We start from the raw sequence: 24,604 nt of genomic DNA, 5'->3' as shown, positions 1-24,604 counted from the left end.
CGCTAATGCTTATTGTGCAGGGGTTGCAGTCGATAGTTCTATAATACCCAGATCCACAGCCTGTTCAATAAATTCGTCTGCCTGTTGTGGTTCAATAAAGGCATAGATGTCAGACTTTTTGACAGAGCTATCTGACACTCTGGCCTGTGCTAGTTTTGCGATAGCAGTGGCGTAAGGCTCATTTATCAGTTGAGTTGCATTTGTCAGCTTATTAAAAACTGCGGCCCCTTCAGGAAGGGGCCGGTAGTCACAATGTTTTGAAAGTTTCAGCAACACTTAGTCAATGTTCTGAGCAGATTCCCAATCGGCCATCATGACCTCGTCTTTGCCATTGGCGTATATTTGCTGAACATCATAGGTTGTCAGAGGGAAGTAGAAACCCTGAGCGAGATCATCGACGATCTGGCAGTTTGGATTAGCTTCACATTCAGCCATAGCCGTTTGCCACAGGGCAGCATTCAGCCAGGCACAAGCACATTGACGCTCCCATCCATGGCTTCCGCCGCCTAAAGCCTGACCTACTGTACCCTGAAATGGCGCCCAATTTTTACCCATAGTATGTTGTGCGGGATCAGTCGGGAACAAAGTGGAAAAAGGAGTTGAAGGGCTTACACCGGTGTAAGGCCAGAGGCTGGGGTTAGAACCTGCATTTCCTGATGCCCTGCCATTCATCCAGCCGCCCGGGCTGTATGCAGAGAAAGTGCACACTTCATTTTCGTCGTGATGAGACGCGTTACCTGACAGATTACCGGAAATAGAGCACTGGCTGGCCCATACAGGCTTGCTGGTAATAGTGGTAATCAGTGCGGAACTGACCGCTACTCCCTTTATAAAGTTACGGCGACTGCTTCCCGCATGCTGCGGATTAACGTTCTGCGATTGCTTCTGTTGTTCTGCCATAATGTACTTCCAATATATTTACCGATGAGCGGAATTTATTAAACATCCCTTAGGATGCAAAAAACGAACCAAACATCTATCCTTATGAAAATAAAGGGTTTCTGTCATTGTGAAAATCAACATTTACGGTTAATGTAAAATTTTCCGACTAATTCATTGCGATATTATGCCTGTGATTTTACGGTATGACCAGAACTGAGGGATGACACTGATGTTTGCTGCCGGATATGCGCTGACCTTAGCAGGAAATCTGCTGCTACTGCTACTGCTTTTTACCGTTAAAAAGCCGGGCCTGGCCAAGCGACTACTGCTGTTGGCGGTAGTGGTCAATATGTTGTGGGCGCTGGCCAATCTCGGGTTTGCGGTAGAGCTGCTGAAGCCTCACTGGATGATGCAGGCTGAAGGACTCAGAGGCTTACTCTGGCTGTTATTTACCTGCTCGGTATTAAAGCAGGATCTGGTTCGCTTAAGGGAGTTAATGCTGCAGCCTGTGACCATGATGGTCATCGTACTGCCTGCAGTGGCCATCGCATTACCCTGGCTGTTGGCGATTGAACTGAAGTGGTTGTTCCTGTTACATACTGTCATTGCTCTGGTGGTACTGATTCTGCTCGAAACCCTTTATCGTCAGTCAGGGGAACAGCGATGGCATTATAAGCCATTGGTGATCTACCTTGGCGCCACCAGTCTCTATGATTTTGTGATGTTTGCCGACGCGACAATGGTAAACCAGATGGATCCGTTGTACTGGAGTGCCAGGGGATACATTTATGCGCTGTTATTGCCGGCTCTGGTGGTGGGGATCCGGCGGATCAAACATTGGGGCATAGAGATCTTTATCTCCAGAGATGTCGTGTTGCACAGTACTTTGTTGCTGGCAGCAGGTGGTTATCTGTTTGTTATGGCCGTGGCCGGTTATGCGATACGTTACTTTGGTGGTGACTGGAGCGGTCCGGTACAACTGGTATTGCTGTTCTTGTCTTTAACTTTGTTAGCTGTACTGCTGTTATCGAACAGTTTTCGAGCCAGAGTTAAGGTATTTATTACCAAACACTTTTTTGCTAATCAGTACGATTACAGAGAAGAGTGGCTGAAACTCTCCAAGACGCTGAATGCCAGTGAGAAAAGTCTGCCAAAGGTGTTCGAGAAAGGCCTGCGTTGTTTTTTGCAGGCGATAAATTATGACCGGGGCTTGCTTTTGAAATGTAAGGGACAGCAACTGGACGTCATCAGCGCCACTGGCTCGCAACCCTTAACAGAGGTTGAAAAAGAAGTACTGCAACAGCTCCAGATGTTTTTAAGGCAAAAGCACTGGCTGGTGGATATTGAGGAACTGCGTTATAAACCCTTTCTCTATGAGGGTTTAAAGATTAATCATGCCATATTGAATCAGTGCCGTTTTCAGCTGGTTGTTCCCATTTATCAGGATGAACAGCTCTGGGGTATGGCACTGATGCACACCAGCCAGACTGACAGGATCCGTCTTGACTGGGAGCTGAGAGATTATCTGAGTGCGGTAACCGCTCAGGTGGCCAATTATCTGTTTCATTATGAGGCGGCTCAGGAGCTAGCGGAGAATGCCCAGTTTGCGGCGTTTAACCGTATGTCAGCTTTTGTATTGCATGACCTTAAAAATGTGTTGGCTCAGATCGATCTGATTTTATGTAATGCTGAGCAACATAAAGATAATCCGGAGTTTATTGAGGATACCTTTGAAACACTGCAGCATACCAAAACCCGTATGGACAGAATGTTAAGGCAACTGACAGAGAAGAAGGAATCGCAGCCCAGCACTACAAAAACCACTGACTTGCTGCAGCTTACGGATAAAGTTATACAGCAGCGGTGCCATCAGTATCAGCCTGCACCGGTGGTGCAGAAACTGGCCGATATCAGTTTACCCGTGGATGAGGAAAAGCTCTGCAATGTACTGTATCACCTGATCAGTAATGCCCAGCAAGCCACTGCAGATGACGGTATGGTAACGGTGAGAGTGGGGATGGCTCAGGAACCGGGTTTTGCACTGATTGAGATTGAAGACAACGGCTGTGGCATGAGTGCGGATTTTATTGCCAATCGTTTGTTTAAGCCCTTTGATACGACAAAAGGGAATGCCGGGATGGGTATCGGCGCTTATGATGCCAAAAATTATATCGAGAAGATCGGTGGGCGTCTCGAGGTAAGTAGTACCGAAGGGCAGGGGGCCACTTTTAGTTTGTTTTTACCCATCGCTTAGGTGGAGTTTTTATTCCTCAGCGCCTTTGCGCGATCAATTATACTCGCATCAATATGGCGACATGATAATCTAATCAGGGGCACAACCTCTATGAAAAATAACAACAGGCCCGCTCAAGAATAACAACAGGAATATGCATTTATGGAAAAAATACTGGTTGTTGACGATGACATTGGAATTCAGAAGCAACTGAAGTGGAGCTTCAGTGGCTACGAAGTGATTTTTGCTGATGATCGCCAGTCCGCCATAGCCCAACTCAGACGTTTTGAGCCAAAAGTGGTGACCCTGGATCTGGGATTACCGCCGGATCCGGCCAATGCGTCAGAAGGGTTGCAGGCGCTGGCAGAAATTCTCAGCATTGCGCCACAGACCAAAGTAATAGTGGTAACCGGCAACAACGATAAAGATAACGCTCTGAAAGCCGTAGAACTTGGGGCTTATGACTTTTATCAGAAACCCATTGACTCGGATACCATCAAGATTCTGGTCAGTCGGGCGCTGAATCTGTACAACCTTGAACTGGAAAACCGTCAGCTTGCCCAGTCACAACCTGCTATGGGCAAAATCATTGGCAATAGTGACAGTATTCAGCAGGCCAGCCGCCGCGCCGAGAAAATAGCCCAGACTGATATCAGCGCACTGTTACTCGGAGAGAGTGGCACAGGTAAAGAAGTATTTGCACGCTCTATCCACGACCACAGTGGGCGTCGCAACAAGCCGTTTATCGCTATCAACTGTGCCTCTATTCCGGAAAATCTGCTCGAAAGTGAACTCTTTGGTTACGAGAAAGGCGCCTTTACCGGGGCAAACAAAACCACACCGGGTAAAATCGAAACGGCTCAGGGCGGTACCCTGTTCTTGGATGAGATTGGCGACATGCCAATAGGTTTGCAGGCAAAAATGCTGCGATTCCTGCAGGAAAGGGTGATAGAGCGGGTTGGCGGGCGCAATGAAATTGCCGTGGACGTGCGGGTGATCTGCGCCACGCACAGAGATCTCTCTGCTATGGTGCAGGAACAAAGTTTCCGGGAAGACTTATTCTACCGCGTCAGTGAAATCACCATTAATATACCGCCGCTCAGGGAGCGTGGCAGCGACGTTATTCTGCTCGCCAGAACCTTTCTCAATGACTACAAGGAAGAGTATAACTCCAAGGTTAAGGGGTTCAGTGAAGCCGCCGTGGACGCCATGCTCAAACATCGCTGGCCGGGTAATATCCGAGAACTGCAAAACAAACTTAAATCAGCCGTGATCATGGCCGAGGGTAATGTGATCCAGACCGATGATTTGGGGTTGTTCTCCGATGGTGAAGAGTCAGGCATGCAAACCCTGAATCTGCGTGAGGTACGTGAAGAAGCCGAGAGTAAGGCCATACGTCAGGCGTGGTATCTGGCCGGGCAGAATATGTCCCGCACTGCTGAGTTATTGGGGATCACCAGGCCGACATTGTATTCACTGATCGATAAATATCGTCTCGAGGATATCAAGCCGGCAAGCTGAGTCGTGGATTCAGAGCGTTTTTTTACCTTAGTGACAGAGATTGACTCGAATATTCTATTGAAAAAATGTTAAATTAATGGAATATAAAATCTTTGTCATGGGGAACTCTTGCTGAAGGGGCTCCGCCAATGATTAATAACAATAAAGGTGTCCTTTGTCTGATTGGTTAACGCTCCTTCCCCCCGCTCTGGCCATTATCGTTGTCTTCTGGCGCAAAGAAGTCATCCTCGCGTTACTCGTGGCCCTGTTCAGCTCTGAATTATTACTGATGTTGCAGGGGCAGACCGGGTTTGCCTCCTCCGTGTTACAAAGTCCGTTTCAGACGGTAGAGCGCATTATTTCGGTGCTGAGCTCGCCAGGTAACAGTCGTCTGCTGGTATTTTCACTGATGGTAGGGGCATTGCTGGCCTATATGAGGCACTCTGGCGGGGTGACGGCGCTGGTAGAAAAAATGATCAACAAAGGTGTCGCCAAAAATCAGCGCCAGGTGGGACTGCTGTCTTTTTTCACCGGCGTGGTGGTCTTCATCGAGTCTAATCTGAGCGTACTGACAGCAGGCATTTTGTCCCGTGGTCTGTATGACAAGTTTAAAATGAGTCGCGCCCGTCTGGCCTATGTGATTGACAGTACCAGCGCACCTATTTGTATCCTGATTTTGCTCAATGGCTGGGGCGCCTATGTGCTGGGCCTGTTGGGAACCTATCCGACTGAACAAAGCGCGGTGTCGATTCTGGTCGGCACCATTGCGCTGAATTTCTATGCGCTGATCACTCTGGCCATCGTGCTGTTCACTATTATTACCGGTAAGGTATTCGGGCCGATGAAAGAGTCTGAGCGGGTATTGAGCAAATCTGCCAATCATACCGAAATTGACTATAAGGCGTCCAAAGCCCGCTATATGGTATTGCCATTGATGACAATGGTTGTCGGTATGCTCGGTTTTATGTACTGGACTGGTAATGGCAATCTGACCGATGGTGATGGCTCCAAATCAGTACTCTATGCCACCACACTGGCCTGCATGTTAGCTTACGTGATGATGATAGGTTCAAAGCGCTTTGAGCATAAAGAGCTGGTCAAAGTCGGCTTTGAGGGCATGAGTGAACTGCTGCCGCTGGTGGCAATACTGTTATTTTCACTGGCACTTGGCGGTAGCTTGCGGGTGTTAGGAACCGGAGACTTTATTTCCGGCATTGTCGCCGAATCATTGCCACTGTTTATTATTCCGGCTTTGTTGTTTCTGGCCGGTGCCCTGATTTCTTTTACCACAGGTACCTCCTGGGGCACCTTTGCCATCCTGATTCCGATTGGTATGCCAATGGTGCTCAATCTCGGTTTACCCCCGTCGCTGGTGATGGCGGCGATTCTTGGCGGTGGCGTATTTGGCGACCACTGTTCACCCATTTCCGATACCACTGCGGTGAGTAGTCTGGCCTCCGGTTGTGACTTACTCGAGCATGTTAAAACTCAGTTACCTTATGCCCTGTTCAGTGGCGGCCTGACTTTGGTGGCCTATATTCTGGTGGGCATGTTCTGGATAGGTGTATGATGAAAAAGTATGTTACCGGCTTGGCCCTGATCGCAGTAATGCCTTTGGCTGCCGGGCCCATGCCTGAAGATTTTGTGGAAATGAACCAGGCGCTGCCTGATGCCATCTACGATATTCGCTACTATACCGACAACAACTTTGTCGGTGAGCCGGTAGAGGGCTACCTTGAGCCAAAGTGTATTCTGCAGCAACAGGCCGCTAAGGCACTACAGGAGGTCGCGACAAAAGCCTCCGAGCAGGGGCTGAAGCTGAAAATATTTGATTGCTACCGGCCTCAGCGTTCTGTGGCTCATTTTATGCGTTGGGCGCAGGACTTATCCGACATCCATACCAAAGCCGATTACTATCCTAATTTACCTAAAGATAAACTGGTAGGGGAGTACATTGCCGAGCGCTCCGGTCACAGCCGTGGTGCCACGGTGGATCTGACTCTGGCCAGACAGGATAGTGAAGGCAACTGGCAGGAGCTGGATATGGCCTCGCCTTTCGATATGTTTGATCCGTTGTCAAATACGGCGAATCCGACTATCAGTGCTGAGCAGGCGGCTAACCGGCAACTATTGAAAGAGTTAATGGAAAGCGCAGGGTTCAGCAACTATGCAATGGAATGGTGGCATTACTCCTTAGTGCCCCAGCCTTACCCCGATACCTACTTTGATTTCCCGGTGAAATAAATGCAGGGGCTCTCGCAGGGCCTTAAGTCGCAGAGGATTCTGGTTGAGAACTCCATTTATTCCTCTACGTCTCTGCGCATTTGCGTGAAGAAACGGTACCGTCATCCTGAGCTCGCCTCAGGATCTCTTTCAGTCAGCAGTGTCAGTTAAACTTTTCCACCTCGGCCGCGATATAAAGATTCCGGCTCGGTGGCCGGAAAGAAGGAATAACTGACAAAGAGTTTGGTTAACAAGGTGTCGGCATGAGTCTGTGTAGTCTGGATTCAGCGAAGCGGAATCCAGGTTTTGCTCCCGCAATCCGCTTCGCTACTTGACGGGCTACCCAATTTCTTACTCCAGCATCTCCAGCCCTTTGATGCTCTCGATACCTATCCCTGGCTTATCTTCGATAATGATATCTGAACCCTTAAATTTAACGCTGCCTGTTACCGGGTCAAAGGCACATAAGGATGGGCCATCCAGATCCACTTTGGTGATCACATGGGATTTGGCAACGGCCAGATGCACTGCCGCACTGACGCTGATGCTGGTTTCCAGCATGCAGCCAATCATACACTGAATATCATAGGTTTCGGCGATATCGGCGATACGAATGGCGTTACTGATGCCGCCGGTTTTCATCAGCTTGATATTGATAATGTCGGCGGCCCGCATGCGAATAAGCTCAATAACTTCTTTAGGGCCGAAGGTGCTCTCATCAGCCATCACTGGGGTATGTACCCGCTCGGTAATGTATTTCATGCCTTCGAGATCATGGCCTTTAACCGGTTGTTCAACCAGTTCCAGACGCACACCGGCGTCTTCGAGACGGGTCAGGGCATAAACGGCTTCTTTAGCCGTCCAGCCCTGATTGGCATCCAGCCGTAACAGGGCTTTGCCTTCTACTGCCGCATAAATGGCTTTAACCCGTTCGATATCGACGCCTATGTCTTTACCGACTTTGATTTTCAGGGTCTCGAAACCCTTGTTGACTGCCTCTATGCTGTCCTGCACCATTTTGTCTATGTAGTCGACACTGATGGTAATGTCGGTACTGAGGGTTGGCTCACCGCCACCGAGTATTTTATACAGGGGGGCCTTGTAGAGCTGTGCAAAGAGATCGTAAACGGCAATTTCTACGGCTGCCTTGGCACTGTAATTTTTAACAATCGAACCCTGGATCAGATGCGTGATGCGATTAAGGTTTTCAATCTCCTCACCAATCAGCTTGGGTTTAATCATGGTTTTAATGGCTTCAATAATGGAGCCATGGGTATCACCGGTAATCACAGCCGTCGCCGGCGCCTCTCCATAGCCGATATGGCCGGTGTCTGTTTCGATTATGACCACCACGTCTTCTATGCTGTCTACCGTGCGCAGGGCCGTCTTAAATGGCGTATTAAGCGGCACTCTGAGCATGGCGAATTTTATATCGGTGATTTTCATCTGATTCCCTTAGCGAATAGACTTGATAGTGTAAATTTTATCCACATAGCTGCTTGATTCCGACAAGCGCATGGGTAAAAGCGGAGTAACGGACACGCCATTGAGTATGCCCTTGTAGTAATTTTCATCTTTATCCAGATAAGACATGCCATGCACATCATGGATAACATAGGGCTTTCCATTGTCGTTCCCTAAATACATCACCACGTGGCCGGGAATATAGGCAAGATCGCCAACATCCATATTCGTAATTGCGGCTAACTTATCCTGTTCAGCGGCATTAGCATCAAAGTGCTGATTAATTCCATACTGGCCTTTGCCTTGCTGGCCCGAATTTCTTGGCATCAATATACCAAAGGTCCTGTATACCTCAGAAACAAATCCGGTACAGTCGCGGGCATTATAGTCATGACCCCAGCCATAACGTTCACCGAGAAATTTAAAACCCTGACGAATAATATTCTCGCGGGTAAAGGGCAGATAACCTGTGCTGATATCCTGATTTTTGCTGATGAGTGCCGGTTTTATACTCAGGCTGCCATCATCTTCACGATAAGGCAGACTGACTACATAGCTGGTATAGGGGTTCTGGCCGTAGAGACTGTGGTCAACCTGATGGTTGTCGAGTAAGGGTAAACGCACACCCATATCCAGTTGCTTTTCGGAAAGTTGTGGCAGCTCGGGGTTGTAGTTAGTGAACACTTTAGCACCTGTTACCACCACAAACGATTCTGTCTGGCGAAAGCCAAGCACTTGCGCTTTGCTGCCAATGGCGACATCCTCAGCCGGAATCCAGGCCAGGTAGTGATAGGCCTGAGCCAATAACCACTTGCCGTCTTTGCTCTGATGCAAAACGGCCAACGCATCGCCGGGAAACAGACCGGTTTCGATAAAGCGGTCGATGTCCGGATCCATTTCAGCATTATAGGCTTTGTCATGTGAGGGGAATCGGCGCATGGTGGTGCGGTTGGTGACCAGAGCATAACGAAGGGTATTACTCTGCTTTAATCCGTCCAGATTCATATTATTCCGATAGCGGGTATAGTCTTTCTCGCTAAGTTGGCGGCCATCTGCAAAAAAGCGCTCATAGGCCGGCACTGAACTGACCTTGTTGATCATCTCAAGCAACTGCGATTTGGCGTATTGTGCCGGCAACTCAGCTAATTGAACCAGCTCACTCTGCTGTTTGAAGGTATTCTGATTGAGATGTTCTATTGCTTTTGGTGTCAGCAAAGGGGTATCGGCGTGGTCTGTTTTATCAATCCAGTATTGGGCATCAAGATGCCGGGCAGAGATTTCCGGTACATCCGTAATCATGGCTGACAGGGCGTTTGGCCAGCCTGATAACAACAATGTCGTGGTGATAAGCAGTAAAGACGATAATTTCATTATGACTCTTGTTAAGTGAAATTTCGGGTTGTTGACCATGTAGGGCAAACACCAGTATATCAATTGCCAACAGGCTCAGTGAGTCCTGGCAGCTATTTATCCGCGCCCGACCTTAGTTAAAGTCCTGTGGCTGTAAACTCATTTATCCAGCCCTTGTTGTACAGGCAGCTCTGAGTGACATCGGCTCACGACATCAGGGTTTAAAAAGTATGAAGGAATATTATTGCATATCAACATTAAATCAATAATAAATTATTATTCTATGAATTTTTAGCTAATACAATATTGCGGATAACTGCTACACTTCTGTTAGACATAGCCTGAAAGAGGGTGCTGAAAACCTATGCTAAGGCTAGTCAGGATAAGGGATTAAGTGTCGGTTGTTATGAGCGTTAGCAGTTGGCAGGTTGATAGCAGAGGACGATGGATTGGAACCTGTTCAACAGGGGAAATATGAAGAGCTTATTCCTTTGCTTTTATGATTAAGGAATAAAATATTTTCTTTTGGCTAAAAGAGTGATAGGTTTAGTAATGACTGGCTAAAAAGCCAGCAACAAAACAAACTCACAAGTGTTGAACTAAAAGTAAGCAAAACTGATCCAGGGATACCGAAAACTATGAAACTCAAAGATATAGCTTTTGCTAAAAAGCGCATTGTAATGGCAATGCGTGGCGCACTCAGCGCGCCCGTTACAACAGTATCGGCTGCTGTGTTAGCGAGCTCGATGATCGTGGCTCCTGCCGTAGCCCAACAAACCAGTGGTATTACGGGCAAGGTAACCGGTGATGCCGTTGCCGGTGTAACCGTCACCGCTCGCGGTGATGCGATGCCTAGACCACGTTCTACTACTACCAAGGCTGACGGTAGCTTTGATTTACCGGCATTGTTACCGGGTAATTATGAACTGACTTTTACTGCGGAAGATGGCACCCGGAGTACGATGAATGTCCGGGTATTATTGGATCAGACCGCCAATATTACCGTTCCGCTGCAGGCTCGTGATCCTTCCGTGGCCGATACCGAAGTGATTACCATCACCGGCAGCCTGATTGTGCGTCAGGGGGACTCGTCCCTGACCAATTCATTAGGGGATGATGTGGTTACTGGCGTACCAGTAGGGCAGGATTATCGTGACCTTTTAAAACTGGTGCCTGGTGTGGAATTTTCTCAGAATTCTACACGTGGTCCGTCAGCTGGCGGTTCCGGTCAGGACAATAAATATGGCTTTGATGGTGTGGATGTTTCACTGCCGCTGTTTGGTAACCTGGCCTCTGAGCCATCCACCCATGATGTGGCGAATGTATCGATGGACCGCGGTGGCGCCAAAGCTGTGGGCTTTAACCGCTCAGGTGGTTTTTCGATTAATACCACGTCTAAGTCCGGTACCAACGAGTTTAAGGGCCGGGTGGAATACAAGTTACAAAACGCCAATTTCGGAAGTACGCCGGATGTTGGTGTAATTCGTGAAACTGACGAGAGCTGGATCACCGCCAACCTGGGTGGCCCGTTGATTGAAGATGAACTGTTCTTCTATGTATCCTATTACCGCCCGGAAGAAGAAGGCGCGAATACGGAAACCCGCTATGGGCCGGCCAAAGATTATCGTAATGTGCGCGATGAATATTTTGGTAAATTGACCTGGGCACCCACCGATGACCTGCTGTTTAATGCCAGTCTGCGTACTTCTGACAGAACTATTGAAGGAAATTCGATCGGCGAATTCGAAACTGACAGCGTTTCAGTTGGGGGAACATCAGAACAGGATATTTTCACCATTGATGGTTCCTGGCTGATTGACGATTTCACGACTCTGAGTTTCAGCTATAACACTTTTGAGCTGGTTGGAGGCGATGCGCCGGATAATCAGCTCAGTGTAACACCTACCATAGGTGGTTCGCTGGATCTGGCCAATCTCGACCAGATGGGTTACTTCAATGTTCCTTCGCTAAGGGATGATGAGCCTGGTTTTAATGCGGGTGCGCAAGCTTTGATTAACCAGTATGGTTATATCGGTGATGACGGTAATCCTGCTGGTGGCGGCGGTGTCGGTGGTTACTTCCAGTTCAATAATCAGGATTTCTACAGAGATACCTTTGAACTGGCACTGGATCATGAATTTGAGATCGGCAATGCCTTTCATAACTTGCATGTGGGCTTTAAGTACTCAGAAATTGAAGAAGATCTGAGTCGTTTCTCCAATGGTTGGGGCTCTTTTGAATATATCGGCGGGCTGGAAGAGGCGCCGGATGGTACACCTATATATTATCGCAGTATTACCGAGCGGGTCAGCTTTGGTAGTGGCGTTGATGTTGCGGTACCGTCTATCAGCTCCTCGGCCAAGGCCTATAACCTAGAGATTAATGACACCATTGAGTATCAGGACTTTACCTTTAATGTGGGTGTACTGATCAGTCAGGATGAACTCTACGGTCAGGGCCTACGTCCCAAGTCCGGTACAGTTTCGGGTTACGAGCAGGCGCCGGGTCATAAATACAAGATGTATACGGTGGACTGGCAGGATATGATCCAGCCAAGACTGGGCGTAAGCTGGGAATACGAAGCGGGTAACACCGTATTTGCTAACTTTGCCAGCTATAACCCCGAGGCCAGCTCCTTGGCCCGGGCCGCATCTTGGGACAGATCGGCACTGGCACAACTGGATGTTTATTTCGATGAAGACGGTAATTATATCGATTCCGAGCCAAGAGGCGGTTCATCCGGTAAGGTCTTTGCCGATGATCTTGAGCCCCGGCGTATCGATGAGATTACTATAGGTACTACCAAAGCAGTATCGAATAATCTCTTCTTACGGGCTCATGCCCGTCATCGTAAAGGCACCAATTTCTGGGAAGATATGCCAAATAATGCCCGTTTATACGGTACTTACGGCAACAGTTCTGTACCCGACCATATAGCAGCCAAAGGCTTGTATGTGGATAATCTGGATGCAATCCGCGATGAAATAAGTGGTTCAAGTTATGTGATTGCCGAAGTGGATGGTGGTGAAACCAAATACTGGGAACTCAGTTTGGAAGCGGAATGGCAGGGTGATCGTACCTACCTGAATGCCTCGTACGTCTGGAGCCATTACTACGGTAACTTTGACCAGGACAATACCACTACCACTAATGATGCCAATACCTTTATCGGCTCGTCTTTCTACGGTGACGGCCCGGGTCGTCTGCCCTGGGATAACCGTTACGGTAAGCTCAGAGGCGACAAACCGCATCTGTTTAAGGCCTTTGGTTACTACACCACAGACTGGAATGCCAATATTGGTGCCTATCTGGTGTATCAGTCCGGTCATCCATGGGAAGCCTGGGATGCGACCTATTATGGTTATGCAAGTACAGTGTCGTCTACCAGTCGCTATGGCGAACCGGCGGGTAGTCGTCGCACGGCCAGCCACTGGCAATTGGACTTGAACTATACTCAGGACGTCCGTCTGACAGATACGTTCACAGCGCAGTTCCGGGCCGATTTGTTTAACGTGTTTGACCGCCAGACCGGCTATAATCCGAATCCTTTTGTGACTTCGGAGAATTTTGGCGAATCACGTAATTTCTACAATCCGCGCAGACTGCAATTGTCAGTGGCGGTTGAGTTCTGAGCATCAACATGTGGTGTTGTGTAGGCAATGGACTGCCATCAGGTTTTACTCCGCAATAGAGGAGTTGCCTTTTTAATCCCTGCATTCGTGCGGGGATTTTTTATATTAGGTTAAAGAGTGCTTTTCCCAGATAATTAGATAATTCGGATACTGAGGTTGATGAAATTAGAGCCTGTGTTTTTTTTCCTGTTACGTCCTTTTGTTTTAGTAAATATTCTGTTGCTGACACTACTGGTTGGCTGCACCAGTCTGCCTATCGAGCAGATGCCTTCAAAATCCTACAACCACAGAGTGCAGTTTCTGGTGATGCATTTTACCGCCATTGACTATCAGAGATCGGTGAATGCCCTGGTGAAAGGGCCTTATGTCAGCTCCCATTATCTGATTCCTGAGCGCTTCGATGACAGTTACCCCGACGATGAACTAAAAGTATTGCAACTGGTCGATGAGCAGCACCGGGCCTGGCATGCCGGCAGCAGTTACTGGCAGGGGCGTAATGACCTCAACGATCAGTCGATCGGCATCGAAATCGTCAATGTGCCTGAGTGTGAGCGCGAGATGGGTCACCATTTCAGCGATCCCTTTAATGGCAATGAGCACGGTGACGGAAGGCTGTGTATTTTCCCTGACTATGACCCTGAGCAAATCGCATTGTTGGTGAAGCTGTCAAAAGCGATTCTTGAGCGTCATCCCGATATCGGCCCGACCCAGGTGGTGGGCCACTCGGATATTACCCCCAGCCGTAAAAACGATCCTGGCCCCAGATTCCCCTGGTATCAACTCTATAAAGAGGGGATTGGTGCCTGGTATGACAATGAAACAGTCAACCATTACTGGCAGCAATTTACCAAGGCCCCACCTTCATTAGGTTTAGTACAGGCAGCACTGAGAACCTACGGATATGGTATTGAAGAAACGGGTCGTATGGATGCACAGACACTGGATACTCTGTCTGCCTTTCAGATGCACTTTTTGCCCTGGCATGTCAGTGGTGAGGCCTCGGATAAAACCGCAGCTACCTTGTTTGCCCTGATTGATAAGTATTTCCCTGAACGACTCACGTCATTAATGGAGCGCTACAACAAAGAACAAATAGCCGAACCGGAGGCTGAATTTGCAGAACCACTGGGGCAGGTGGACAGCCTGTTCCCTGAGCCGGAACCCAGTGAGCGCAAGCTGGTGAATGATCGAAAGGCGTTTAAGGCTTATGCAGGCGAGGGCGAGATCATCATCGACAGCCAGGACGCCGAATTTGCAGAAATTTATGTTAACGGTGAGCAGCTTAATATACAGCAGCCTTTTGCGCCTGATGCGCAATACCGTTATTCCCTGGCGCGGCGCACCCGGGACGGAACTAATCATTTGCGCGTCGAAAACGTTCAGCCTGAGGGTGCCAGTGTTCGTGTCAGGATCCCTTACCCGGTACTGCAGCCATCTGAGGGTGAAAAATATGATTTTTCTGCGCTGGATAGTCTGATTAATTCAGAGATCGAACAGGGCTACCCCGGGGCTGTGTTGCTGGTAGTCAAAGATGGGCAGGTAATCAAACATTCTGCCTACGGCTATAAGCGGTTATATGACGATAACGGCGGATTGCTGCCAAAGCCGCAGGCGATGAGCAAAGACACCCTGTTTGATATGGCCTCCAATACCAAAATGTTTGCCACTAACTTCGCGCTGATGAAGCTGATGACAGAGGGTAAGCTGAGTTTTAACGACAAGGTATCCAGGCATATCCCGGAATTTAAGGGCCAGGGCAGAGCTGCGATCCGGGTTAAGGATTTGCTGACCCATACTGCAGGTTACGGGCCGGAAGTGCGCTTTTTCGAAAGGGATAACAAATTTGGAGAAGCCTTCTTCTCTCAGAACAAAGCCAGAACAGTGGAATTATTGCTTCACGAAGTACCACTGGAAATCGGCCGTGGCATTAAGCCCGTTTACAGCGATACCGGCTTTTTACTACTGGGAGTGTTAGTAGAGCGGCTGACCAATATGAGCCTGGATCAGTATGTGGAATCGCAGATTTATGAACCACTGGGGCTGCATAATACCAAGTTTAATCCGCTCAGAAAGGGCTTTGTTAAAAGTCAGTTTGCGGCTACCGAGATTCGTGGCAACAGCCGCGGCGGTCGGGTCAGTTTTGACAACATCCGAGATTATGTGTTGCAGGGTGAAGTGCATGATGAAAAGGCCTATTACGCAATGCAAGGCGTAGCCGGTCACGCAGGATTATTCTCTGATGCCAGTGATATGGCCGTGCTCACTCAGGTGCTGCTGAATCGCGGTGGCTACGGTGAGCAGCAGGTTTTTGCCCCCTCTGTGCTGGATCAGTTCAGCAAAGCCTCGGATATGGATATTACACTGGGACTTGGCTGGCGCCGGGCGGGCAATGGTGAACGCCGCTGGCATTTCGGCCCCTATGCCAGCCCTCAGGCGATCGGCCATACCGGCTGGACGGGCACGGTGACAGTGGTGGACCCGGAGTATGATCTGGCCATTGTGCTTTTGACCAATCGCCGCCATACGCCTGTAGTGGACCTTGAAGAGGACTTGTATGGTTTTAAAGGCGATGAATTTGAGCTTGGCCGTTATGGCAGCATTATTTCGCTGATTTATGAAGCGGTACTTTCTCGTTGACAGCTTTTCGGGTCGAATTTGTCTTGCAGGGATGACTAAGAGATAAAAAGCGGTATTCTATGCAGATTAACAATAATAAGAACGCAAACGTAGGGAAAGCCTTTGACCTGTTTACTGAAAATGAAAGCCATGCGTGACAATCTTTCTTCCAGTGAGAAGAAGCTGGCTGATTTTATTCTGGATAATACCCATTTGCTCAGGGACTATTCTTCCCAGCAGCTCGCCAGTGCGGTGGGAGTCAGTCAGTCCAGTGTGGTCAAATTCAGTCAGAAAATGGGTTACCGTGGCTATCCGGATTTAAAGCTGGCAGTGAATGAAAGTCTGGCGCGGGGGATTGGGCTGAATACCAGTAATGGCCCTCTGTCCAGACAACAGAACAAAGAGTCTATTACCGACTTTATCCGCGAGGAATCGGCTAAAACAATAGAGTATCTGGCCGAGGTGGAAGCCTCAGACGCCTTTGTTCATGCCGTCAGTGTATTGGCAGAAGCCAAATGGGTTCAGCTGCAGGGCCTGGGCGAAGGGCTGTATCCTGCAACCCGTCTGGCTCAGGGCCTGTGTCAGTTGGGTAAACAGGTTCAGCATGTGGCGGATTACCGGCTGGATTTGTTGCTCGCGGATCAGGTGGTGGAAGATAAAGTGCTGGTGATTATCAGTCTGGAAGACTGCGATGAACATCTGCAGGAACTGATTCGCCTGAATCGCAGTCACCGTAACAAGATTATCTGTATCTGCAAGTACGGTGATACCAAACTTCCGAGCATGGGCGACATTACCCTGCAGATGCTGGTAGACACCCAGGTACCTCAGTTATTGCTTCCCCCCCAGGCGATTAACCTCTCTTACCTGATGGATATGCTGATTATTGCCCTGCAGCGCGCGCAGGATAATGAGTGAAGGGTTAGGCGTGAGGAGTGAGGAAAAATGGCGACAAATCAAATGTCTGAGTTAAAATTTCACTCCTCACTCCTCACTCCTCACTCCTCAATAAACTGTCTTGGCAGGCGCTGATTAACCCGGGTCAGTAATTCATAACTTAAGGTGTTTACCCTGCTCGCCAGTTCTGTGATCGGTAAATTTTTACCCCAGATTTCCACTTTGTCGCCTACTTTAGCCTGCGGCAGATGGCTGATATCCACCCCCAGCATATCCATAGAGACACTGCCGATTACCCGGGCCCGTTGGCCATGCAGAAACACCTCACATTGGCTGTCGGTGCTGCGTGGATAGCCATCTCCATAGCCAATCGCCAGGGTAGCGATACGGCCTGGCTGGTCAGCTCTCCAATGGCCGCCATAACCAACCGCATCTCCCTTTTGCAATTCGCGAATGGCCATGATTTGGCTATATACTGCCATGGCTGGTCTCAGTCCAATTTGTTCAGATTTTTCGGTTAGCGGAGAGCAGCCATAGAGCATTATACCGGGCCGGTTCCAGTCACTATGGCTGTCGGGGAGCTGCATCAGCGCAGCACTATTCGCCAGACTGAGGGGATGGTCAGTACTCTGGCCAAGCAGTTTTAACTGTTCAATCTGTTTTTGATTAACGGGGCAGCTTATCTCTTCAGCGTTAGCCATATGGCTGGCCAGCACCGGTTTATGGCTCAGCTTACCGGAGCTTTGCAGTCGTTGCAGTATTGCGGTGACCTGCAGCGGATCAATTCCCAGACGATGCATGCCGGTGTCTATTTTAAGCCAGCAATGAACGGGAGAGGGCAAGTGTGTCTTTTCCAGCATCCCAACCTGCTCAGTGCTATGCAGCATTACCCAGAAGTTATTCTTTGCGGCAATGGTCAGCTCCTGTGAACCAAAACATCCCTCCAGAATCAATATAGGGGCGCGGATACCGGCTTTGCGTAATGACAGGGCCTCGTCAGTAAAGGCTACGGCAAAGGCCGGTGCAATATCTTCCAGCGTCTTTGCAACCTGTTCGGCACCATGGCCATAGGCGTTGGCCTTAATTACAGCCAGGTGCCGGGAACCCGGAGCCAACTGACTACTCAGACGGTAATTATCGCGAATAACGCCAAGGTTAATTTCGGCGTAGCTTGGCCTGTACATCATATATGAGAGGAACTCCGGTAAAACTTGCTTGGAATATTAATTTACTATATTTTTGTTATTCTATAATAGATTATTCTTTGTTGGCTTATTCTATTATTCACTAATCTGATAAGGATTAATATGTTGAACGCATTACTGAAAGTGTCGCTGGGGTTACTGGCAGTTGCTGTTGCACCTGCGCAGGCAAACTGGCAACTGCCTGAGAATGTTAAGCAACTGGTGGTCGTGACCACTGATGATTGGGATGGGATTCAGGGACAGTTGCGTACTTATGTGCGCACTGAAAATGGCTGGCAGGCTCAGTCACTCAGTTCCGCTGTAACCATTGGTCGTACTGGTTCGGCCTGGGGTATCGGCTTGCACCCTGCACAGTCGGGGCTGCAGAAAAAAGAGGGTGATGGCAAAGCTCCGGCTGGTATTTTCGCCCTTACCAGTGGTTTTGGTTATGAGGCGATTTCCGGGCTGGAGATTCCTTACCAGCAGATGCAGGGCAGCCATTACTGTATGGATGTTAATGAATCTGCCTATTACAACCAGATCGTGGATGCCAGTATCGTCGGCGAAGAGGCGGTAGAAGGATCCTCTGAGGGCATGCGCCGGGATCTGCATTATGGCGATGAGCTATATCGTCAGGGCGTTTTTGTCGCTCATAATCCACAGAATGTGCCCGGAGCCGGTAGCTGTATCTTTTTACATCTTTGGCGCGGTGATGATAAACCCACCGCTGGCTGCACTGCGATGCCGGGCGAGGTGATGGATGAGTTAATCCGCTGGCTGGATGCCGATGAAGACCCCGCCATGGTGTTGCTGCCGGGTGAGGTATACAAAAAGCACCAGTCCGCCTGGGGCCTGCCGGCGCTTTAAGCGAGCAGCCATCAGCTTTCAGTTGTTAGTTTTTGGCACACTGAAAGCTGAAGACTGGTAGCTGAAAACTCTATTACCCGCGGAGGCGTCGAGGGCGCAGAGAATATTGCCTCTTTAACCCTGTTTTTTCCGCGATCTTTGCGCCTTGGGGTGATCATTAGCCTTTTCTCTTTCATCTCGCTGAGGCGCAGGGGTGCAGAGAGAACAGACTGTTGTTCAGTTCTCCTTTTCCTCAGGGTCTCTGAGGTTATTTTTTGATTTTTCAGAAGGACGCTGGATGCCCGATAACAGCACTCGGGCATGACGGCAATTCCCTTGTAGCCTGCAAGTAGCGAAGCGGATTGCAGGAGCCCCCGGATTCCGCTTCGCTTTATCCGGGCTATCCGAACTTTCGTGCTTTTAGTGTGGATAGTGGTTTAAAAGCTTTTGACCACAAAAGGCACGAAAAACACGAAAGGGAGCAACGGCTTCAACCATTCAAGTCTCTGTGTTGTCCGTGCCTCTGTGGTTATTTTTGCTTCTCAGCGATCCAGTTTTTCACATCGTTTTCGACGATGCTCATCGGCCGGGCGCCTGCCAACAGGATCAGATCATGGAAGGCTTTAATATCAAAATCTTCGCCTAACTCCTGTCTGGCCAGATCCCGCAATTCCACCAGTTTCAGCATACCCAGCTTGTAACCAAGAGCTTGCCCCGGCCAGGCCATATAGCGCTCAACCTCTGCCACCACATCGGTCATGGATGTACCGGTAGCAGTATGAAAATAATCAATGGCCTGATCGCGGGTCCATTTTTTTGCATGCAGGCCGGTATCCACTACCAGGCGCACGGCTCTATAAAGCTCCGCTTGCAGCCTGCCCAGATCGCCAAAGGGATCGTCTTTATACATGCCCATTTCCTTGGCAACTAACTCCGAATATAAAGCCCAGCCTTCTACAAAGGCATTAAAGGGGGCGTTCTGACGCATCAGCCCAATATCCTGTTGGGCCATATTCAGAGCGATCTGAAAGTGATGTCCGGGTACTGCTTCATGATAGGTCAGGGTTTTAAGGCCAAAACTTGGCACTGCCGACATATCGCGCAGATTAATCCAGTAAATTCCGGGGCGTTTGCCATCCATAGATGGTGGCGTATAGAAACCGCCCGCTTCACCTTTTTCGGAGACCTCGGGAATACGTCTGACTTCAACCGATTGACTTGGCATAGTGGCGAACAGCGAGGGGGCAATCTCCATTATGCCGTCAATCTGCACATTCAGTGAATCCAACAGTGCCTGACGCCCTTCATCTGAATCTTCGAACAGAAACTCAGACTCTCTGGCAAGGGCCACCATGCGCTCGCCCACAGTCCCTGTTTCATAGCCGTTGGCCGTGAGTATGGTATCCATTTCGTCACTGATCCGGTCTACTTCATCCAGTCCGGTCTGATGCACCTGCTCTGCGCTCATCTGTGTGTCACCCAGATAAGTCAGTGCATGCTGATAAAAGTCTGAACCGCCCGGCTGTGCCCAGATACCATCGCCTTGTGGCGCGTTGCTGGCAGACTCTTCGACGGCCTGTCTGGCTTGTCGGTATGCCGGGTAGATTTTTTGGGCTAGTATCTCGGCGGCGCGGGCTTCAAGTGCCTGGCGTTGGTCAGCTAAGGCATCAACCTTTTTTAAGCGCTCTGCAAAACTGCTTACCAGGGTATGCGCTGCAGGCTCTGGAGCCAGAAAACGATCAAAATAGTCCAGCGTTCCGGGAATTAACTTAGCGGGCAGAAAAACGCCCTGTTCCTGATCTTTTTTAAATTTGCTGATGACCTGTAATGTCATCTTCTCAAGGTTTTCCAGTCGCTGCAGGTAGGCATCTGCCTGCTCAGCGTTGGTAACAGGCTGTTGTACCTGCATCAGTTTGGGAATATCGATCAATGGTCCGGAAATCTGATTGATAATATAAGGCAGATGGCCGGCCCAGGTATCAATATATCCGGCACTAAAATCTTTATCGCCAGCGAAATAGGCCATGATCACCGAGACAATATCTATATGCTGACGGGTCGCTTCATCGAGCTTTTCACGGTCTACTTTTTGCAGTGATGTGAGCGCATCGCGCATTTGTTGCTGCACGGCCTGCATACCCTTTGCCGAATAATCCGGTAAGCGGTGATGATAGGGGCCCCCGGCTTGTTGTTCAGGAATATCCAGCATGGTAGCAAGGGCTGGCTGAAGGGCCAGAAACGCCGTTGTCTGATCCTCGATCCGTGCCCTGACATCCTGGTGTTGTATCTGTTGTGTGTCAGTGACCTGGGCCTGATTAACAGGTTTTTGAGTGCCGGAATCGGGCTGGCAACCGGTAAGCGCCATGGCAACAACGCAGCTGAGCAGACTTTTTGAGTACATAGGAAATGTCCTTTGTGAGTAAGTCTGCTTAACTTACGCTGTTTTGTGGCAAAAGTGCATGGCTTTGGCCGTAAAAGCCTGAGCTTTTACCCGACCTCCAGATCTTGTGCTCAGTGCTTTTGCACTCTTGGCCTGTCTGTATTGCGAACATGACCTGCTGGTTTAGTCTGTTGCACATTTTGTACTGCTTTGGGTTGGCGAGCCCGGGGGCTGCTGTTATGTGGACGTGGGCTACTTTGAGCACGCTGTTTGCTGTGTATCCTGGATCTATTAATGACCTCGGTGCGGTTGCCCTTGTGCTGAGGAGCCGATTTTTGTTTTGTCGGTGCCGCAGCACGGTGTTCCCTGTGCAAAGGCTTAGGACCCATGCCATCGGCCCGCCTGATGGCATTGCGGGTATGAGAATTAACGGCGTTGTTGGCACTGTTGTGGTTCTGTTTAACCGGATTTGTAGTTTTGTGTATCCGCTTTTGCATTTTTGACTGATTTTGCAGCTTGTTCTGTACGGCCTGGCGGTGGCGGACAGATTCTTTGGAGCTGACAGCCCGGGGCACTGTGCTCACTGCTCTATGTTTTGTGCTGACGGCTCTGGCTGGCCGCTGCTGAGCTTCGCGGCTCAGGCTGACGCGCTGGTTGACGATTTTTCTGTGTACCACAGGGTTCTGATAGCGCACACCACGACGGTGCTTATTATTATGCTGCCAACGTTTACCGTCACGGATAATAACCGTCTGGCGGGGATAGTATCTGGGGCGCTGATAGAAGTGATGATTGTTGACCACCACATAGCGGTTGCGCCAGTGAAAATTACTGAAGTAAAAGTACGGTCTTACTGTGATCCGCGGGCCCCAGAATATATTTACTGAGGCGGTGGCATAAGGATGATGCCAGTAATGTGGCGCGTGATGGGCCCACCACCAGTCACCATAAACCACGCGGGTGTCGTAATACGGCACATAAACCACTTCCTTGCGCACCGTTTCAATACGAATCACTTCCGGCTCGGGCTCTACCTCTACGTGTTCGTTGGAATACAGGTTACCCGCTTCATAAGCCTTGCGTCTGAGTACCTGAATCCGCGCCAGTACCAGTTCTTCGTCGGCCAGAAACACCTCGCCTAAGCCCTGAGTCCACTCAAGATCCTCGCTCATTCTGGTGAGCACATCTTCGAATGGCAGTAAAGCTTTGACGCTGGGATCCCAGTCCTGATCTTCGGCCGCATTGATGATATCGCTTTCGTCCAGGCGTTGATGCTGCTCACGCCAGCGCGAAGCCTGCACCACTTCCAGCGGATAGCTGGCGGCAATCAGTATATGTGACAGCAAGGTATCAGGATAAAGGGCGATGGGAGCGAGCAGACTGTCAAGTTCAGCCTTATCCAGCTGTTCATCGGGCTCCGATGCTTGTGTGACAGACACCAGCACCATTGTCAGCAGCAAAATAATCAGCGCACGCAGATGGGCTTTCCAGTAGGGTAATACGGGCATAATTGCCTCCGGTTTCGCAGTTTATGCTTAATTTATGTGTAAGTTATAGACGGGCAGGACTTAACCCTGGCTGAATTGCAACTAAACTGAACCCGGGATTTCGTCGTAACGATGATGGACGTCTGCCAGCTTGAAGAGAATACGAATGAGATTATCGCTTTGCTGTGGATTTTTGTTTTTGTTACCCACTTTGTTGTTTGGGGCAGATCTGCCGCGGACTTATTTGGTAAAAGGGGCTGAGCGATTTTCCCCTGAACAGCAACAAAAGCTGACACAATGGCTGGATTTTGGCGTCACGCAAACGGCCAGGGTATTCGGTGATTATCCCTTTACCATGGAATTGCACCTGAATCCCCGCCAGAGCCGTCAGCCTGTTCCATGGGCCAACACCTGGCGGGCCGGAGTTCAGTCGATACATTTGTATGTAGACAGCCGTTTTTCTCTGCAGCACTTTATTAATGACTGGACCTTGTATCATGAATTAAGCCACCTGGCATTGCCCTATCTGGGAGATCGGCATGCCTGGTTTGCGGAAGGGTTCGCCAGTTTTATGCAGTACCAGATTATGCACCGGGCCGGTTTGCTGCAACAGTCGCCTGCACAATGGTATATGGATAAACTGGGCCCCCACCGTCGCTGGTACAAAAGTGACTACAGCGTTACAGAGGTGGCGAACAGGCTGCTGACACAGGGTAAGTATCCGGCAGCTTATTGGGGCAGCGCCTGGTTTTTTGTGATGGCAGATGAGCAGCTTGTGAAACAAAAAGGCATCCGTTTAACCACCCTGATTGCCAACTATCAGCATTGTTGCCGGTTACAGGACAATACTCTCAAACAGGTGCTCACATCTCTTGATACTCTGAGTGACACTGACCTGTTTACGCAGCTGTACCAAAAATTCACTCAGAATCCGGCCAGGAATGTGTTGCCCGTCTCAATTGATTAGCTATTGCTCAATACAATATTTAACTGCGTTTTTGCCCTGATGCTTAATCTGATACATCAGACTATCGACCTTTTTCATCAGCTCCTCTAGAGCAATATGACCGTTATAACAGGTTAATACACCGACACTGAAGGTAACCGGCCATTGATGTTCAGTCATCGTCTCCCCCAGTCGGCTAATCAGCCGGGTGATCATTTTTCTGGCCAGAGGTTGGTCGGTTTCTGGCAATATAACGCCAAACTCATCGCCGCCAAGGCGGGCAATCATATCCGAGCTGCGTACAGAGCATTTAATATTTGATGCCACCATTTTTAGCAACCTGTCTCCGGTATCATGGCCGAAACGATCATTCACCAGTTTGAAGTTGTCCAGGTCGATATAGGCCAGGGTGAACGCCAGGTGATGGCGAAGACTGCGGTCCTTTTCCTTCTCTGCGAATTCGTAAAAGGCGCGGCGGTTGGCGATATGGGTCAGCGAGTCCAGGCGGGCCAGCTGTTGCTCTTTTTCCAGCGCAAGTTCCAGTTCTGATTGCAGACGTTTTATTTCACTGATGTCCCTTACAGAGCAGATAACCCAGTTTCTTCCCTCCAATGTTACTGGACTGAGCATGATATCTACTGGCACCAGTCTCCCATCTTTGCGTTGCCCTGCCAGAGACATGAGCTTGCCCATGTTGCGACGATTGGGCGTGGTCATATAACGGGCTACTTTCTCCTGATGCAGGTTTCTCTGAGCTTCTGGTACCAGTATATGCACCGACTGGCCGATTAACTCCTGTTTCGGGTAGCCAAATAATCCGGCAAGCTGGTCATTGCACATGCGGATAATGCCGTCATTATCTGCAATCAGGACGGCATCGGGCAGAGCCTGTAGCAGGGTATTAAAAGTCTCAGAGGGTAATGAGATATCCAATTTTCCAGCAACTCCGGGATTACCTATAAGT

The 24,604-nt window shown here is 49.4% G+C and carries 17 protein-coding genes; 9 read left to right on the top strand and 8 right to left on the bottom strand.

Annotated elements, in window-relative coordinates; translation table 11 throughout:
* Positions 1–9: 9 nt before the first annotated feature.
* Together AT746_RS20180 and AT746_RS13235 are read right to left on the bottom strand one after the other, a co-directional pair.
* A complete protein-coding gene (locus AT746_RS20180; RefSeq protein WP_257721069.1) occupies positions 10–138 on the bottom strand; it encodes a hypothetical protein in 129 nt (42 codons plus the stop codon).
* Between the two features lie 138 nt (positions 139–276).
* The gene (locus AT746_RS13235) at positions 277–900 is read right to left on the bottom strand and encodes a twin-arginine translocation signal domain-containing protein (protein ID WP_062481052.1); all 624 of its coding nucleotides are present in this window, start codon (positions 898–900) and stop codon (positions 277–279) included.
* A gap of 211 nt (positions 901–1,111) precedes the next feature.
* On the opposite strand from AT746_RS13235, the gene prsK reads away from it, so the two are divergent.
* The 4 genes from prsK to AT746_RS13215 all read left to right on the top strand — a co-directional run bounded on the left by prsK (position 1,112) and on the right by AT746_RS13215 (position 6,859).
* A complete protein-coding gene (prsK, locus tag AT746_RS13230; RefSeq protein ID WP_420480314.1) occupies positions 1,112–3,136 on the top strand; it encodes an XrtA/PEP-CTERM system histidine kinase PrsK in 2,025 nt (674 codons plus the stop codon).
* 141 nt (positions 3,137–3,277) lie between these two features.
* On the top strand, positions 3,278–4,636 hold the full coding sequence (gene prsR / locus AT746_RS13225; protein WP_062481050.1) for a PEP-CTERM-box response regulator transcription factor: 1,359 nt from the start codon (positions 3,278–3,280) through the stop codon (positions 4,634–4,636).
* A 154-nt stretch (positions 4,637–4,790) separates the two neighbouring features.
* Positions 4,791–6,185, top strand: a complete 1,395-nt coding sequence (locus tag AT746_RS13220; RefSeq protein ID WP_062481047.1) for a Na+/H+ antiporter NhaC family protein — start codon at positions 4,791–4,793, stop codon at positions 6,183–6,185.
* Complete coding sequence (locus tag AT746_RS13215; protein WP_197414258.1) at positions 6,182–6,859, top strand: M15 family metallopeptidase; 678 nt, start codon at positions 6,182–6,184, stop codon at positions 6,857–6,859. Before AT746_RS13220 ends, AT746_RS13215 begins: the two co-directional genes overlap by 4 nt.
* Positions 6,860–7,189: 330 nt before the next feature.
* On the opposite strand, the gene AT746_RS13210 is transcribed toward AT746_RS13215, so the two are convergent.
* Together AT746_RS13210 and AT746_RS13205 are read right to left on the bottom strand one after the other, a co-directional pair.
* Complete coding sequence (locus AT746_RS13210; RefSeq protein ID WP_062481046.1) at positions 7,190–8,284, bottom strand: dipeptide epimerase; 1,095 nt, start codon at positions 8,282–8,284, stop codon at positions 7,190–7,192.
* Between the two features lie 9 nt (positions 8,285–8,293).
* On the bottom strand, positions 8,294–9,673 hold the full coding sequence (locus tag AT746_RS13205; protein WP_197414257.1) for an NlpC/P60 family protein: 1,380 nt from the start codon (positions 9,671–9,673) through the stop codon (positions 8,294–8,296).
* A gap of 617 nt (positions 9,674–10,290) precedes the next feature.
* On the opposite strand from AT746_RS13205, the gene AT746_RS13200 reads away from it, so the two are divergent.
* The 3 genes from AT746_RS13200 to AT746_RS19665 all read left to right on the top strand — a co-directional run bounded on the left by AT746_RS13200 (position 10,291) and on the right by AT746_RS19665 (position 16,818).
* Positions 10,291–13,284 carry a carboxypeptidase regulatory-like domain-containing protein gene (locus AT746_RS13200; protein WP_062481044.1) on the top strand — a complete coding sequence of 998 codons (2,994 nt, stop codon included), beginning with the start codon at positions 10,291–10,293 and terminating at the stop codon, positions 13,282–13,284.
* 159 nt (positions 13,285–13,443) lie between these two features.
* Positions 13,444–15,921, top strand: a complete 2,478-nt coding sequence (gene pbp4b / locus AT746_RS13195) for a penicillin binding protein PBP4B (RefSeq protein WP_062481036.1) — start codon at positions 13,444–13,446, stop codon at positions 15,919–15,921.
* Positions 15,922–16,023: 102 nt separating this feature from the next.
* Complete coding sequence (locus tag AT746_RS19665; protein WP_082633273.1) at positions 16,024–16,818, top strand: MurR/RpiR family transcriptional regulator; 795 nt, start codon at positions 16,024–16,026, stop codon at positions 16,816–16,818.
* Between the two features lie 80 nt (positions 16,819–16,898).
* Here AT746_RS19665 and alr read toward each other — a convergent pair whose 3' ends face one another.
* A complete protein-coding gene (alr, locus tag AT746_RS13185; RefSeq protein ID WP_062481034.1) occupies positions 16,899–17,984 on the bottom strand; it encodes an alanine racemase in 1,086 nt (361 codons plus the stop codon).
* Between the two features lie 120 nt (positions 17,985–18,104).
* Between alr and AT746_RS13180 the strand changes: the two genes are divergently transcribed.
* Positions 18,105–18,848 carry a L,D-transpeptidase family protein gene (locus AT746_RS13180; protein ID WP_156413697.1) on the top strand — a complete coding sequence of 248 codons (744 nt, stop codon included), beginning with the start codon at positions 18,105–18,107 and terminating at the stop codon, positions 18,846–18,848.
* A gap of 508 nt (positions 18,849–19,356) precedes the next feature.
* Here AT746_RS13180 and AT746_RS13175 read toward each other — a convergent pair.
* Together AT746_RS13175 and AT746_RS13170 are read right to left on the bottom strand one after the other, a co-directional pair.
* Positions 19,357–21,228, bottom strand: coding sequence for a DUF885 domain-containing protein (locus AT746_RS13175; protein WP_062481032.1), 1,872 nt, complete (start codon positions 21,226–21,228; stop codon positions 19,357–19,359).
* Positions 21,229–21,338: 110 nt separating this feature from the next.
* Positions 21,339–22,715 (bottom strand): DUF3300 domain-containing protein, encoded by a 1,377-nt coding sequence (locus AT746_RS13170; protein ID WP_062481030.1) that lies wholly within the window; start codon positions 22,713–22,715, stop codon positions 21,339–21,341.
* Between the two features lie 145 nt (positions 22,716–22,860).
* Between AT746_RS13170 and AT746_RS20080 the strand changes: the two genes are divergently transcribed.
* Positions 22,861–23,661, top strand: a complete 801-nt coding sequence (locus tag AT746_RS20080) for a hypothetical protein (protein WP_062481028.1) — start codon at positions 22,861–22,863, stop codon at positions 23,659–23,661.
* On the opposite strand, the gene AT746_RS13160 is transcribed toward AT746_RS20080, so the two are convergent.
* A complete protein-coding gene (locus AT746_RS13160) occupies positions 23,662–24,573 on the bottom strand; it encodes a sensor domain-containing diguanylate cyclase (RefSeq protein WP_062481026.1) in 912 nt (303 codons plus the stop codon). It abuts the gene before it with no gap.
* Positions 24,574–24,604 lie beyond the last annotated feature (31 nt).

Source organism: Lacimicrobium alkaliphilum, from assembly GCF_001466725.1.
Lineage (GTDB): Bacteria > Pseudomonadota > Gammaproteobacteria > Enterobacterales > Alteromonadaceae > Lacimicrobium > Lacimicrobium alkaliphilum_B.
Note: the sequence above shows the minus strand (reverse complement) of the source record. Positions and strands in the feature narration are given on the sequence as shown.

What these genes read in the sequence shown, in the direction of transcription:
- AT746_RS13180 (WP_156413697.1), top strand. Translation starts at nt 18,105, where the DNA reads ATGTTGAACGCATTACTGAAAGTGTCGCTGGGGTTACTGGCAGTTGCT.
- prsK (WP_420480314.1), top strand. Translation starts at nt 1,112, where the DNA reads ATGTTTGCTGCCGGATATGCGCTGACCTTAGCAGGAAATCTGCTGCTA.
- AT746_RS20080 (WP_062481028.1), top strand. Translation starts at nt 22,861, where the DNA reads ATGAGATTATCGCTTTGCTGTGGATTTTTGTTTTTGTTACCCACTTTG.
- prsR (WP_062481050.1), top strand. Translation starts at nt 3,278, where the DNA reads ATGGAAAAAATACTGGTTGTTGACGATGACATTGGAATTCAGAAGCAA.
- AT746_RS13175 (WP_062481032.1), bottom strand. Translation starts at nt 21,228, where the DNA reads ATGTACTCAAAAAGTCTGCTCAGCTGCGTTGTTGCCATGGCGCTTACC.
- AT746_RS13235 (WP_062481052.1), bottom strand. Translation starts at nt 900, where the DNA reads ATGGCAGAACAACAGAAGCAATCGCAGAACGTTAATCCGCAGCATGCG.
- AT746_RS13205 (WP_197414257.1), bottom strand. Translation starts at nt 9,673, where the DNA reads ATGAAATTATCGTCTTTACTGCTTATCACCACGACATTGTTGTTATCA.
- AT746_RS13215 (WP_197414258.1), top strand. Translation starts at nt 6,182, where the DNA reads ATGATGAAAAAGTATGTTACCGGCTTGGCCCTGATCGCAGTAATGCCT.
- AT746_RS13210 (WP_062481046.1), bottom strand. Translation starts at nt 8,284, where the DNA reads ATGAAAATCACCGATATAAAATTCGCCATGCTCAGAGTGCCGCTTAAT.
- alr (WP_062481034.1), bottom strand. Translation starts at nt 17,984, where the DNA reads ATGATGTACAGGCCAAGCTACGCCGAAATTAACCTTGGCGTTATTCGC.
- pbp4b (WP_062481036.1), top strand. Translation starts at nt 13,444, where the DNA reads ATGAAATTAGAGCCTGTGTTTTTTTTCCTGTTACGTCCTTTTGTTTTA.
- AT746_RS13170 (WP_062481030.1), bottom strand. Translation starts at nt 22,715, where the DNA reads ATGCCCGTATTACCCTACTGGAAAGCCCATCTGCGTGCGCTGATTATT.
- AT746_RS13200 (WP_062481044.1), top strand. Translation starts at nt 10,291, where the DNA reads ATGAAACTCAAAGATATAGCTTTTGCTAAAAAGCGCATTGTAATGGCA.